Annotated in this window: 14 protein-coding genes; 11 read left to right on the forward strand and 3 right to left on the reverse strand. The window is 55.5% G+C overall.

Annotation, left to right across the window (positions count from 1 at the left end):
• The first annotated feature begins 1 nt into the window (after position 1).
• The 9 genes from G516_RS0114805 to G516_RS0114845 are packed head-to-tail and all read left to right on the forward strand — an operon-like array spanning position 2 to position 8,225.
• On the forward strand, positions 2–1,219 hold the full coding sequence (locus G516_RS0114805; protein WP_028294291.1) for a DNA circularization protein: 1,218 nt from the start codon (positions 2–4) through the stop codon (positions 1,217–1,219).
• The gene (locus tag G516_RS0114810; RefSeq protein WP_028294292.1) at positions 1,216–2,274 is read left to right on the forward strand and encodes a phage baseplate assembly protein; all 1,059 of its coding nucleotides are present in this window, start codon (positions 1,216–1,218) and stop codon (positions 2,272–2,274) included. Before G516_RS0114805 ends, G516_RS0114810 begins: the two co-directional genes overlap by 4 nt.
• Positions 2,271–2,939: a phage baseplate assembly protein domain-containing protein gene (locus tag G516_RS24040; RefSeq protein WP_051219474.1), complete on the forward strand. Its 669-nt coding sequence runs from the start codon at positions 2,271–2,273 to the stop codon at positions 2,937–2,939. The genes G516_RS0114810 and G516_RS24040 overlap by 4 nt, the downstream gene beginning before the upstream one ends.
• Positions 2,936–3,397 (forward strand): phage GP46 family protein, encoded by a 462-nt coding sequence (locus G516_RS22760; protein ID WP_051219475.1) that lies wholly within the window; start codon positions 2,936–2,938, stop codon positions 3,395–3,397. The genes G516_RS24040 and G516_RS22760 overlap by 4 nt, the downstream gene beginning before the upstream one ends.
• Positions 3,397–4,446: a baseplate J/gp47 family protein gene (locus G516_RS0114825; protein WP_028294293.1), complete on the forward strand. Its 1,050-nt coding sequence runs from the start codon at positions 3,397–3,399 to the stop codon at positions 4,444–4,446. The genes G516_RS22760 and G516_RS0114825 overlap by 1 nt, the downstream gene beginning before the upstream one ends.
• Positions 4,447–4,466: 20 nt before the next feature.
• On the forward strand, positions 4,467–5,045 hold the full coding sequence (locus G516_RS0114830; protein WP_028294294.1) for a phage tail fiber repeat family protein: 579 nt from the start codon (positions 4,467–4,469) through the stop codon (positions 5,043–5,045).
• The gene (locus G516_RS0114835; RefSeq protein WP_028294295.1) at positions 5,042–5,680 is read left to right on the forward strand and encodes a putative phage tail protein; all 639 of its coding nucleotides are present in this window, start codon (positions 5,042–5,044) and stop codon (positions 5,678–5,680) included. The genes G516_RS0114830 and G516_RS0114835 overlap by 4 nt, the downstream gene beginning before the upstream one ends.
• The gene (locus tag G516_RS0114840) at positions 5,673–7,577 is read left to right on the forward strand and encodes a hypothetical protein (protein ID WP_028294296.1); all 1,905 of its coding nucleotides are present in this window, start codon (positions 5,673–5,675) and stop codon (positions 7,575–7,577) included. The genes G516_RS0114835 and G516_RS0114840 overlap by 8 nt, the downstream gene beginning before the upstream one ends.
• Before the next feature lie 6 nt (positions 7,578–7,583).
• Positions 7,584–8,225, forward strand: coding sequence for a hypothetical protein (locus G516_RS0114845; RefSeq protein WP_028294297.1), 642 nt, complete (start codon positions 7,584–7,586; stop codon positions 8,223–8,225).
• A gap of 198 nt (positions 8,226–8,423) precedes the next feature.
• Here G516_RS0114845 and G516_RS0114850 read toward each other — a convergent pair whose 3' ends face one another.
• Both G516_RS0114850 and G516_RS0114855 read right to left on the reverse strand, forming a co-directional pair.
• Positions 8,424–9,350 (reverse strand): NAD(P)-dependent oxidoreductase, encoded by a 927-nt coding sequence (locus tag G516_RS0114850; RefSeq protein WP_028294298.1) that lies wholly within the window; start codon positions 9,348–9,350, stop codon positions 8,424–8,426.
• A 48-nt stretch (positions 9,351–9,398) separates the two neighbouring features.
• Positions 9,399–10,298, reverse strand: a complete 900-nt coding sequence (locus G516_RS0114855) for a helix-turn-helix transcriptional regulator (protein WP_028294299.1) — start codon at positions 10,296–10,298, stop codon at positions 9,399–9,401.
• A 258-nt stretch (positions 10,299–10,556) separates the two neighbouring features.
• On the opposite strand from G516_RS0114855, the gene G516_RS0114860 reads away from it, so the two are divergent.
• The gene (locus G516_RS0114860) at positions 10,557–11,453 is read left to right on the forward strand and encodes a DMT family transporter (protein ID WP_028294300.1); all 897 of its coding nucleotides are present in this window, start codon (positions 10,557–10,559) and stop codon (positions 11,451–11,453) included.
• Between the two features lie 157 nt (positions 11,454–11,610).
• Here the strand turns inward: G516_RS0114860 and G516_RS0114865 are convergent, their stop codons facing one another.
• On the reverse strand, positions 11,611–12,528 hold the full coding sequence (locus tag G516_RS0114865; protein WP_028294301.1) for a homocysteine S-methyltransferase family protein: 918 nt from the start codon (positions 12,526–12,528) through the stop codon (positions 11,611–11,613).
• A 316-nt stretch (positions 12,529–12,844) separates the two neighbouring features.
• Between G516_RS0114865 and G516_RS0114870 the strand changes: the two genes are divergently transcribed.
• Complete coding sequence (locus G516_RS0114870; protein ID WP_028294302.1) at positions 12,845–13,660, forward strand: transporter substrate-binding domain-containing protein; 816 nt, start codon at positions 12,845–12,847, stop codon at positions 13,658–13,660.
• Positions 13,661–13,708: the final 48 nt, after the last annotated feature.

Below are 13,708 nucleotides of genomic sequence, written 5' to 3' on the forward strand. Positions count from 1 at the left end.
GATGACGTGGCGTGATCGTTTACAGTCCGGTTCATTCCGTGGCGTTGAATTCCACACTCAATCTGCATCCGGCCAAGGCGGCCGCAATGTGGTCGTGCATGAATTCCCAATGCAGGAACAGCATTATTCGGAAGACATGGGCAAAACCGCAGGCTCCGAACGCCTGACTGTGTTTCTTGTTGGCGACGACTACGATGCTGCCAGAGACCAATTGATCGAAGCCCTGGACAAGCCCGGTGCAGGCAAGTTGGTGCATCCATACACAGGCACTCAGATGATTCAAGTTCAGTCCTATGACTGGACGATCAGCAGCCGTCAGGGTGGCTACTGCCAGTTCTCCATCAGCTACGTGTTGGCAGGCAAACGCCCGGCACCTGCAGCTGCGTCAACCGCAGCCGATCTGACAGCAGCAGCCACCGCAGCCGAGGCGCTGAATGCACAGACCTTCGCTGAATCGTTCAGCCTGGATAGCCAACCAGAGTTCGTCACCGAATCGGCAACCAACATGCTGGAAGACGCATTCACAGCTCTGAATTCAATTAATGGCGCGATCGAGGCCGAGCTAAATCAAATCACCGACATCGCAAACGACATCAACGCGCTGACAGACGAAGTCACAGACCTGATCGCCCAGCCACTAAACCTGATCAACAACGTCGGGGCTGTGGTTACGTCTGTGATCGGCGCATTCAACGAAATCAGCAATGCGTTCAGCGCATACAACAATTTGCAGGCCGCCTTCGGCATTACCCGTCCGGTATCCCGCACCGCCGCCAATGGCACGGCAACCGATACCCGTGCTCGTATGGCCGACAATCAAGAGGCAATCGGCAGCGCGTTCACCGCAGTGGTGGTGATCGCCTTTGTTGCTCGCATTGCTGATTCGGACGCATCCGAGTTTGACTCTCTGCAGCAGGCCCGCGAGATCCGCGATGCACTGCTGGAGCAATTGGACGAGCAGCTTGAAGCCGACGACCTGAGCAGTGAGCAATACGACGCCATCAACGCGCTGGCAACCGCGCTGCAACGGCACATCACCGCTCTGGAACCAGGGCTGTTAAGTGCTCAAGACATCACGCTCAAAACCTCTCTGCCTGCTCTGGTTGTGGCTCACATGCAATACGGTGACGCCAGCCGCGTGGACGAGCTGACCGACCGCAACGGCATCGAAAACCCGAATTTTGTACCGGCCGGTACCGAGCTGGAGGTGTTGTTGTGAATGAGTTGATTCTGAACATTGATGGCAAGTTATACACCGGCTGGAAGCGCGTTGCGGTTTCTCGTGGTTTGGAAATGGGGCCGCATCAGTTTGAAGTGGAAGCCGCACCGGATTTGGACGCCGCCGCTGGCATTTTTGCCATTGAAGACGGCATGGCCGTGGAAGTGTTTGTCGACGATGACCTGGTCACGACCGGCTATGTCGACGACGTAGACGTTGCTTACGACCACCGCAGCAGCTCTGTCACGGTTCGCGGCCGCTCCAAGCTGGGGGATCTTGCTGACTGCTCAACGACGGGTCAGCAAGTCAAGCAAGGCCAAACCCTGCTGAGTGTCGCCCAGAAGGTCTGCCAACCATTCGACATCAGCGTGTCCGTCGACAGCTCGGCCAGCAGCGCTGCTAACCAGGCATTCAAAGCCACTGATCTGGCCTTGGATGCTGGTCAGCCAGTCTGGGAGTTTCTGGAAGAGCTGGCCCGTGTTCGTGGCGTCATGCTGGTAAGCACTGCCGCTGGCGGCCTGCTGATTACCCGCGCCGGTACCGGCAAAGCCGCTGTCGCGCTGGAGCTGGGTTCTAACATTTTGGCGGCCAAGGGTAGCCGTTCTCACCGTTCATTGTTCTCTGAAATCAGTGTGACCGGTCAGCAGCCAGCGTTCCTCAGTTCTGACACCGGAGCCACCTCACAACCGCTTGCCAGTGAAGCCGGAGACGCTACTCGTTACCGTCCATCCGTGCTGTTTTCCGACAGCCCGTCCGATGCCGCCAATTGCCAGGCACAGGCCAAGCATCGTCGACGCATCGGCTACGGCCGCAGTCGTCAGGTCATTTATACCGTGCAAGGCTGGCGTCAGACCGACGGCGGCAATATTTGGCAACCGAATCAGCTGGTGCAAATCAACGACAGCCGCAACCACATGAGCAACGCCACGCGCCTGATCACCGAAGCGCGCCTGCTGATGGATAGCCGCAGCGGCCGCACCACCGAACTGACGGTGATGCCATCTGAGGCATTCGACTTACTGGCTCAACCAGAAAGTACAGGGGGCTGGCTATGAAACGCGCCGAGCTGATCCGAGCGCTGCAGGCGTTCACTGCGCCTTTGTCTCGCCGCTTGCGGGTGTTGCTGCAGCGCAGCCAAGTGTTACTGACCAAATACAACGGCAAGATCCGCATCCTGCAGGTTCAGGTACCGGGCGGACAAGCCCTGTCTGACGTTGAGCATCTGGAGCCGTTCGGTTTTACCTCTCATGCCCCGCAGGGCGCTGAAGCCATTGTGTTGGCATTCGGTGGCAACGGCTCTCACAGCGTTGGTTTGCTTGTTGGCGATCGCCGCTATCGGCTGGTGATCGAAGAAGGCGAAGCCGCCATCTACAACCAGCAAGGCGACTTCCTGAAAATGGGCAAAGACGGCACCGCGACGCTGAAGACAGCCACGAAAGCCGTCATCGATGCGCCTGCAACCGAGATCACTGGCTCGCTGCAAGTAACCGGCGCAACCACGCTGCTGAACACGCTCAGCGTTGCCTCTGCTGCCACCTTGCAAAACACTCTTAGCGTATCAATGACCATCGCAGCAGGCGGCCAAATCACTGCACCAGGCGCGGTGTTCGCCGGGGCCATGACCGCAGCGTCAGCCACCGTGGGCGGTGTTGAGTTTGCCAGCCATGCCCACAGCTACACAGACGATGGCAGCGCCATGACCACGGGAGGTGCCCAATGACGACAACCACAGTTCTGGCCCTGACCTGGAACGCTGAAACGCAAACTGCCGAGTTGATCGAAGCCGACGACACGCTGGAAACCTACCTGCGCTCGGCAGTCATTATGAGCCTGTTCACAGACGGCCGCGCTACTGAAGACGAAGAGCCAGAAATCAAAGATCGTCGCGGTTACTGGGGTGACATCGATCTGGACGGTGACGAAAGTTTAGGCAGCAAATTGTGGCTGCATCGGCGTTCAAAGCTCACGACCGATGTGGCCAACCAGGTGCGCGACGAAGCGCAAGCCGCACTCGACTGGCTTGTTGAATATGGGCACGTAAGTGCGTTGGCAGTAACGGCAGAACGCCAACCACCAGACCGAATTGCCTACCAAATCGACATCACGCTGCTGGACGGAGAAACATTAAGCATGACTCTTGAAGCAACAACAGCAAGCACAAGCGCAGGAGGCAACTGATGGCGATTGTGTCCGAACTACTGTCATCCATTCGCGACCGTATTCAGGCTGACATCGAACGCTGGACAGGCAAAGCCGCTGGCACCCGTGGCGACATTTATTACCCCATCCGGCAGGCGATGGCGGGGGTTGCACACGGTCTGTATCGCAAGGCGGACCATCTGGAAAAGCAGCTGCTTGACGATACCTGTACCGATGCCAACCTTGTCAAACGCGCAAACGAAGTCGGCATCTATCGAGTGGCCGCCAGCCGCGCATCAGGCACCGTCACCATTCCCGGCAATAACGGCGCTGTACTGGCTGCAGAAAGCCTGCTGACTAAAGGCGATCTGGTCTACCGGGTTACAGCCGATGCGACTGTGGCGAGCGGCACATTGACTGCGCAGATCCGTGCAGTTGAAACCGGCTCGGCTGGAAACCAGTCAGCGGGTGTCGAGCTGTCATTAACAGAAACTGTAGCCGGTCTGGATACCGTCGCTACGGTCGTTGAGCTGGCAGGCGGTTCCGACATTGAAACCATCACCCGGCTGCGTGAACGCCTGGCAGAACGCAAGCAAAATCCACCCCAAGGCGGCAATTCCAGTGACTACGTAGCATGGGCCAAAGCCGCACACAGCGACGTGACACGCGCCTGGTGTTACTCCAACGAAAACGGCCCCGGCACGGTTGTGGTACGTGTGACCACAGATGATCTGGAGTCGCCGATTCCGAGCACTGTGATCATCAACACAGTCGCTGCGCACATCAACACACAGCGACCAGCAGGCATGCGTGGTTTCTCTGTAGGTGCCCTGACCGCCGCGCCATTGAACATCACGGTCACCAGCCTGACGCCAAACACGACTGCCGTGCGTGCAGCGGTTGAAGCCGAGCTGGACGACATGATTCGCCGCGATGCGACACCGGGCGGCACCATCAAACTCTCTCGCATTCGTGAGGCCATCTCGCTGGCCACTGGCGAGACCGACCACACAATCAACCTGACTGCCGATGTCACCTGTGCCAGCAACGAATTGATCACGTTGGGCACGGTTTCATGGCCGTCTTAACAAGGGTTTAAAGGACGTTTATGGATTACCCAACTTCTGATTCTGAAGCCCGGCTGGCCGATGGCAAATTTACCGATGGCGACGTAAGTGCCAGTCCGGTCGTGCCGCCCAGCAAGAACAGCGCGGCCTATCAAAACATGGTGTTCGACGAGCTGCTGAACGTCATCACGGCAGGCGGTTTGGAGCCGTCCGATCAGTCTGTCAATCAGCTGATTACGGCCATCAACAACGTCATCGCCAGCGCAATTGCCAGCAAGAGCAACACGGGCCACGGCCACTCAATCAGCGACGTTAGTGGTCTGCAGGCAGCGCTGAATGGAAAGAGCAACACGGGCCACGGCCACTCAATCAGCGAAGTTAGCGGTTTGCAGACCGCATTGAACGACAAGAGCACGGTGCTCACTGGAGAGGTCACCATAGGAGCGAATTCCGAATCGACCATCGATCTTGGCCGAACCGTGATCAGCGTTGTTCCGTTTTTTAACAGCCTGGGGGACATCGAAACCGGCTGTGGTGCAACGTGGTCGGGCACGACCATCACCATTCGCAACAGCTCCGGCGGCAGTCATCAGCTCGGATTTATAGCGGTGGTTGTATGACGGTTGCGGCGTATCAAACACAACTGCTTGCGCTGCTGCCGCTCGGGGCAGCGTGGCCGCGTGACGACAACACGCCGATCGCTCAGTTGTTCGGTGGCCTCGCAGAAGAATTTGCGCGTGTCGATGCGATGCTGGACGACATTGCAGCGGAGTCACTGCCAAGCCAGGTCACTCAGTTAATCAACGAATGGGAGGCTGAATACGGGTTGCCCGACAACGGCAACACCGTTGCAACAACGTTGCAAGCCCGTCGCACAGAGCTGATCCAGAAGTATCAGCAATACGGTTCCCAGTCTCGTGAGTTCCTGATCGCCATGGCCGCTGCGTTGGGGTTCGACGTGGCCATCACTGAATATCAGGAAACCACATTCGGCGGTGAATTCGGCGGTGATTTTGTAGGTCTTGATTGGGCCTTCACAGCGCAAATCGACATCGCCGAACTCAACCGCGCAACCGACTCAATCAATCGCCTGGAACAGATGCTGCGTCGCTTGATTCACGCGCACAAAGTCGTTCTGTCGAACCGCACAGAAACGAATTACCTGAGCGTTGGTGGAACTCTCATTTACTACGGCGGCAAGCCGGTAGCCGTTAGCCGAAATTCAACAAATCCCGTGGAGATCAATAATGTCTGAGTACATTGAATTAACGGACACCGCCGCAGTGCCGGTACGGAACTACAAAGCTGGCGACCGTGCGTTGGTTGTTAATGGTCAGGATACGGCCATGGTGGATATGGACACTGTTCAACAGGCAGTCGATGCTCGCATTGACGAATATCGGGCGTTGGTCGCAGGTCGCTTGCCATTCGAAACAGCTGCAGAAATGATCAACGCTGGAGCGCCGCCGAATGGTGAAATTGCACTGGTCTGGGGTGACCCCGTGCTGGCAAATAACGGCGAGTTTGCGTGGAATGGATCTGAGTGGGTTGTATCCATGGCGACCAACACTGGCTTGCTGAAATCTGTCGACCGCCGCACAACGGTAATCGAAAATCGAGCGAGCACTCAGCAATTCCTGCCAGCAGCGAATGCCAAAATACTGCCCATTGCGATCGGTCTTGTTAATGGCTCGTTGAAAACCATCCTGGGATACAACAGTGCTGGCCAACTTCGGTTCGACGCTGACGATCAAACAGCGACCGAGTTGGTCGACAAGGCGCTGGCGGGAAGAGGCTGCAAGCTGACAGGGTTCTTCAGTCTGAAAGATGCTTACAGCTATGCGGTGGTCACTGATGGCGACAATCCGCGCTTGCTGCATTCCATCTCCGCGAACGGCATACAAACCAACGGTGGATCGTCGTGGCCCGGTTTGAATCTGCTCGATTACCCCATCATGTACCACGTCATCAACGATGGCCAATCACAGGCGAACGGCTATAAGTCACTGCCAGTTTTGACAGCGCAGGGAGAAAACGATGGCTACTTCATCCCAGCTGGCGGCACTGAGGCACAGACAACGTTTGCTCCACTGGCTGAAGGTGGTGAGATAGCCACATCAAACAACAATGGCGAAAGCCCATCTGCAGGGTTGATTCAAGGCGTTTTTAAGTGGCTGGATCAGGCTCACGGAATCCGGGTTGCAGACACTCGCTGTCGATTTGGCATTTCCAACAGTGGGGTAAACGGAACAACAATCGACAAATACATCGTCGGAGGTGCTCATTACGGCCGATTCTACAAGCAGGTTTGGGGAATGAAGGCGGCAGCCCAGGCACTCGGTTTGCAGTATCAGATCCATGCCTTTACATGGACACTCGGTGGATCGGACATGAATGCCGGGACAGCGTATCAGGACTACTACGACGCGCTGACTGGTATTCGATCGGAGCGTGAAAGCACGTTGCAGACAGAAATGAATCGGCCGGTGAAGCTGCACTGTATCGCATGGCAGAACGGCGCTCGCGTCAGTGGTGGTGCATTAAGAACGCTGGATGTTCCCGATGCGCAACGACACGCGGCAGAGAATGTGGAAGAGATCCATATCGCCTGCCCCTATTACATTTTTCAGTTTGTTGACGCAGTACATCTGACAAACACGTCGAGCAAAGCCCTGGGGCACTTCATGGGGCGCGTATATCGTGAAGTCGTTATTCGTGGTCGCCAATGGAAGCCACTGTTTCCTGATTCGATTACAGCGACAGGCAACGTCATTACAGCGGCATTCAGCTTGAACAATGGACGGTTGGAATTCGACCGTGACGTGATCGCCAAATTGCCAGCGAATGAGGGGTTCCGAGTCTTTGATGATAGCGGTGAATTGACGATCACCGACGTCCGCATCATTGCCGGTTGCAAAGTCCAAATAACCACGTCTGAGACTCTGGGGTCGAACCCGCGCCTCTCATACGGCGAAGTCTGGACGGGCGACGGCAGTGCTCTGACTGGCGATCATCCACGCGGCACCTTGCGAGACAACGCAGGCGATCACGACAAGTATGTTGAGTATGACGTCGATGTCGATGGCGGCCCGTTTGAATTTCCTCTGCACAACTTCTGCCTCGTCTTCAATGAATTAATCACAACGGAGTAAGCGAACATGAATATCCCAGTGCTCGTGTTGAGCGGCATTACGTCTGACAACCCATTCCTGCCCGATGCGGAAGGCGTTGATCTTAGCGCTGCTATGGGGTCGGTTCAGATCGACTTCGGATCGAGTGACTTCGTCAGTTCCGCATGGCAAAAATTGCTCCCGACTGGAACCGATTATGCTGGTGCGGCAGCTCCCTACGGGATCGATGAGGTTCAGGCGACCTCATCGACAGGGTCGCTATCGCGCTGTCTTGTATCGGCGTCAGAGAGCTTTTTTGACACAACAACAGCGGAAGACGTCGACTCTGAAAATGCGGGTTATATCTTTGTTTCAGCAGAAGGTGGTGAAACGGGTAATCCAGTGACAACCGTGGATTCGGGGGATATCTATTTCAAAAACCTCGACCCCTACAAGCAGTATTCAATTACGCTGCTTGCACGGCGCGTCCCTTCAGGCTCCCTCAATCGGGTTGGTGACTACAGCATCAACGGCGGGCTGACTCAAACAATCGACGGCAATGCGAACAGCACTCCAGCTGAATGGACAGATATCTCTCCTGATGCTGAAGGTACAATTACACTGACAGTGGCTAAGAATGGCCGTTCAGGGTTTGCCTACGTGAACTGGGTAGTGATCAATGAGCAGTAAACTCAAGGAAGGGTAAAAAGGGCGCTGATGCGCCCTTTATTTTTGTCTAAAAACAAACGGCTTTCTGTCTAAAATCATTCGGCGCGCTACAACTCTGTGTCGCTGATTTTTGACTTGACCCGTCAGGCCTGCAAATCAGCTTCGTGATTCAGCTTCGCCCTGTCATCCAGAGCGGGCACCGGGTTATTCAGAGGGTCCCTAGTAACCCGTTTCAACGTCCACACAAGGCACCGAAACACCCGCCTCCAGCTTAAGTAAATAATCACTCACCTGCTCGACCGCGCCGTCAATCAGGGTCGGCCCTGCAATGTGCGGGGTCACCAGCACGTTATCCATTCGCCACAACGGCGAATTGGCGGGCAAAGGCTCTTGCTCGAAGACATCCAGCAAGGCTCCCCGCAGCTGGCCAGATTCCAAGCCCTGCACCAACGCCAACTCGCTGAAGATTTCGCCACGTCCAGCGCTGATCACCACGGCTCCTCGGTTCAGCAGCTGTAGTTGCTTTTGCTGAATCAGACCTTGGGTCTCTTGGGTGCAAGGCAGCAGATTCACCAGCACATCGGTATCAGCCAAACAATCTGCCAGGGCCGCCTGCCCGGCAAACACCTCAACGCCTTCAATGTGCTTTGAGCTTCGGCCCCAACTGCGAACGGTATAGCCATCGGCAACCAGTCCGTTAGCCACGGTCTGGCCAATGGCACCGGTGCCCAATACGGTCACCTTTCGCTTCAAAGGGTTATTCAGTTCCAGAGGCTGCCATACCAGTGCACGCTGATCAGCGCGGTAGCGGTCAAAATCACGACCAAAGTGCAGCAAGCCATAACGAACGTAATCCAGTATCAAGGCACCCATGCCCGCATCGCGCAACTTCATTAACGGCACCTGACGAGGGAAGTCGGCTTGCGCCAATAACTTATCGACACCCGCCCCCAGATTCACAATGCCTTTCAATTGCGGCTGCGAACTGAAGAAACCGGCTGCAGGCAACCACACCAGTGCATAGTCGGCCAACCAACCGTCTGGTTGCTGACCATCAACCTGAATGTCGGCATCTGGCAAGGCACGGTTCAACTCCGGCAGCCACAGCTGTGCGTCCAGTGATGGCGCGGCAAACACAATCTTCATGAAATTATCCCGGTAAATCGTTGTAAACGCGTCAACGTATAACACAACTCAGCGGCGACGGTACTGGCTAGGGGTTGTGCCTCGTAGCTGACGAAAGCGATTGGAGAAATGGCTGGAGGAGCTGAAACCACAGCGTTGGGCAATGTCGGTCAGCGGCGTATCGGTGTGTTTGAGCAATTGCTCGGCTTTTAACAAGCGCTGTTGCATCACGTACTGGTGCGGTGCCAGACCAACACTTTGTTTGAACATGCGCGCAAAATGAAACTCACTGAGTTGCACCAGCGCGGCCAAATCTGCCAGCAGTAACGGCTGATCAATATTGGCGTCTACAAAGGCCTTTACCCGCGCCAGCTGAAATGGTGCCAGCCCGCCTTTGACCGTCAGCGGCGTCCATTGAAAGTGGGTGTACTCTTTTACCAGATGCGTCAGCAACATGGCCGTTGCGCTGCTCAGCATCAAGCGATCGGCGTTGTCGTGCCAGTTGCTGGCCAGTAGAAACTGACGGTACAAGATCGCGACTTGTGGGTCGTCGGCAAAAATATGCTCGTCTACCGTCAGCCCGGCCGGGCTTTTATCCCACACCTGCTCGGCTATTTGACTCAGGTGACGATCGGTAAAATACAGGTGCACAAAGGTGAGTTCACCGCGAATGTCCCAGGTGGAAGCGTAGCCTTTGGGCATTAAACACAGCCGGTCCGGCGCACCGCCATTTCTCCAGCCATGGGGCGTTTTCAGGTACGACTCGTAGCCGTTTTCAACATACAGGCTCAAGGTGTGGTGGTCAGCACCGTCGACAACCACCCGATCGTTGCGATTATTCCAGGCCGCCAGTCCAATGCCGTCGACGGCCTCTGAACCAGATGCCGAGCCAGCCACCAGCCTGCCCTCATTGAGCAAACGCGTCTTGTGCTGCTGCAAGTTGTTATACACCTGGTACTGTTCTGCCACGCCGTTCGGCCTTGTTCATTACTGTTCAAATTATCTTAAGTGAGTGATCAACAACCGCCAAGCGGTCGCCCGTGGCAAAGCCCTGAAACAGACGTTTTTGAAAAATTAACCGCAAGAATGTGCAAATGGCGCAAGTTGGTAGCAGCGACCACGCAGGCAAAACGGCAGCATACTCACATATCGACCAGTCCAGTTTCACAATCTGACTTCACAATCCGACTGCAAAATCCTTCTTCAAATCCAAAACAGGTAAACACCATGACAGTATTTTTATACGCCACCACCGTACTGATCTGGGGCACCACCTGGATCGCCATCGCCATGCAAACCGGTGACGTGCCGGCAGCGGTCTCTGTGTTTTACCGCTTTGCACTGGCCGCCTTGCTGCTGGTGCCCATGGTCGCCTTAATGGGCAAACTAACCCGCATCAGCCGCACCGATCACCTGTTCTGTGTGCTGCAAGGCATGTGCGTGTTCTGCTTCAATTTCCTGTGCTTCTATCAGGCCAACCACTACATCAACAGCGGGCTTGAGTCGGTGCTTTTCTCGATGGCGATCCTGTTCAATGCCATCAACGGTGTGCTGTTTCTGGGACAACGGGTAACCGCCCGTCTGATGCTGGCCAACAGCCTCGGCATCGTCGGCATCATCAGCCTGTTCTGGCACGACCTGACCGCCTCCAGCGCCAATACTGACACCTTGCTGGGCATTGGCCTGTGTTTGTTGGGCACTTATGGATTTTCACTCGGCAATATCATCAGCGCCCGCCACCAAAAACGGGGCCTCAATGTATTCACCACCAACGCCTACGCCATGACCTACGGCGCCATCACCATGCTGGCAGTAATCCTGCTGAGCGGCACCGAATTCCGCATAGACACCGGACTGCCCTACCTGAGTGGCCTGTTTTACCTTGCCATTGTTGGATCGATACTGGGATTTGGTGCCTACTTCCTGCTGATTGGCCGCATAGGAACCGGCCAGGCTGCCTACGCTACCGTCATGTTCCCGCTGGTCGCGCTGACCATATCCACCCTGTTTGAAGGTTATGAATGGCGCTTCGCGGCTGTCGTCGGGCTGGTGCTGATTTTGGCAGGAAATGCCGTGATGTTCTGGAAGCCACGCAATGCAGTGACAGCGGCCAAAGTGGCCTAAGGGGCCTAAGGGGCCTAAGGGGCCTGGGGTTGGTTTTTTGGGTCTGACAAAATCGTAGGAGCGAATTTATTCGCGATACAGTCCCGCTGAATTCAACAACAAGCCCTCCCACAAGCAACTGCACAACCTGTGGGAGAGAGCTTGCTCTCGATAGCGGTTACAACCCCAGCGCTTTAATCGCGGCAATGTGCTCCACACCAATGCCACAGCAGCCACCGATCATATCAGCGCCCATGTCTTTCCACTCTTTAACCCACACGGTGTAGGTCTCTGGCGTCAGGTCCGGGCGCACTTCGTCAAGGCCGTCGTTGGCCGTGGCATCTTTTGGCTGAGGCGCAAAAGCGTTGGCGTAAGCACCCACCTTGATGTTCTGAATGCGTTCGTCACTGCTATTGGCCAATACGTCTTTTGCCACGCGAATGGCGTCAGAGATGGTTTCTGGCTGGCTGCAGTTGAACAAAATCGCATCAACACCGGCGTTTGCCATGGCTTCAACCGCGTCACGAACAGTTTCGCCTGAGCGCAGTTTCGGGGTATCGGAAGGTTCAAAGTCTTCCAGCGTGAACGACACCCAATACGGCTTTTTCTCGTTGTCGATGCTGTCCACCAGCGCTTTCATGGCAAGGGTTTCCGCCAACAGGCTTTGGGTTTCGTTCAGCCATACGTCCGGATTGCCGGCTTCCAGTGCGGTAACCAACGGGCGGGCGATTTCCTCAAAGCGGTCGGCTTCGTACAGGTCGGCACGGTAGGAGCCAAATAGCGGCGGAATGGACGCTGCAACGGTCACCGCCTCACCACTTTCCTCAGCAGCAGCACGGGCTACTGCAACAGAATTGGCAGCCAGCTCACCCACTCGCTGCTCGAACACCTGTTCGCCAATATGAAACGGCACCAGGGCGTAGCTGTTGGTGGTAATCACCCGAGAGCCCGCCTGAATAAATTCCTTGTGTGCCTGCTTAACAATTTCCGGAGTTTCCATCATGGCCAGTGCCGACCACTCAGGCTGTCGGAAAGGGGCGCCCAGGCGTTGCAGTTCGCGGCTCATGCCGCCATCCAGAATCGTCAGAGAAGTCATAAGGGAAATTCCGTTGGTTAAATCAGCGCGGCAGTGTAGCCGAATCGATCTTTTCAACCTATCATTTCATTAATCGAATTGATGCTTTTGTTGAAATTCAATCTCAACAACTTGGCAGGACCTCTCTAAATCCTGCTAAACCGCCCGAAAACTCCTCTAAAAACCTCTATTTTTACACTTTCAAAACCACCCACCAAAACCAGCCATTAAAAAACCTTGGTCTTAGACACCCATATCGTCGTTACTCAGACCGTAACCGCTTCTTTATAGTTACGCGCTTTTCTGACGCCAAATAACAACAGAACCGGGACCTGTTATGACCTCTGTACTGAAACGCATGTTGGCCACCTTGCTGGTGGGCACCTCCCTGCTGGGCGCATCTGCCTCTTCTTCCGCTGCGGACAAATCCGCCATCGATGGCATTCTGGCCAGCGGCGAACTGCACGGCTGCTTTGAAGCGGGTTACCTGCCGTTCTACATGAAGGCCAAAAACGGCAATTTCATTGGTTTTGATATCGACGTGGTCAAGCACATGGCGCGCTCCATGAGCGTAAAGTTTGTACCCGTTAACACCGCGTGGGACGGCATTATCCCGGCCCTGCAAACCGGCAAATGCGACATCATCATTGGTGGCATGGGCATTACCCCAGCGCGTAACCTGCAAGTGATGTTCGCCGACACTTACCTGGAAATTGGCCAAACCGTACTGATCCGTCCAGAGCTGGCTGGCACCATCAAAAGCTACAAGGACCTGAACAACGGTCAGTACACCATCACCAGTCAAATCGGCACGACCGGTGCCATGGCTGCGGAAAAGCACCTGCCAAAAGCCAAACTGAACCTGTTTGAAACCTCCGCCGATGGCGTGCTGCAAGTCATCAATGGCAAGGCCGACGCCTTCGTTTACGACCTGCCATACAACGCCCTGTACGCCTCCCAGCACAAAGACAAAGTGATCCACCTGGATGCCAGCTTCACTTACGAGCCACTGGGCTGGGCCATTCGTCGCGGCGACCCGGACTTCCTGAACTTCCTCAACAACTACCTGAAGATGATCAAGAACGACGGTACCTACGATCGCATTTACGCCAAGTGGTTTGAGTCCGACGCCTGGGTAAAACAGGTTCAATAAGCCACAGTTGTAGCGGTAAAACGCTACACTGGTCAGCAGCAGCCGCGG

The sequence above is a fragment of the Oceanobacter kriegii DSM 6294 genome (genome assembly GCF_000422845.1).
GTDB classification, from domain to species: Bacteria; Pseudomonadota; Gammaproteobacteria; order Pseudomonadales; family Oceanobacteraceae; genus Oceanobacter; species Oceanobacter kriegii.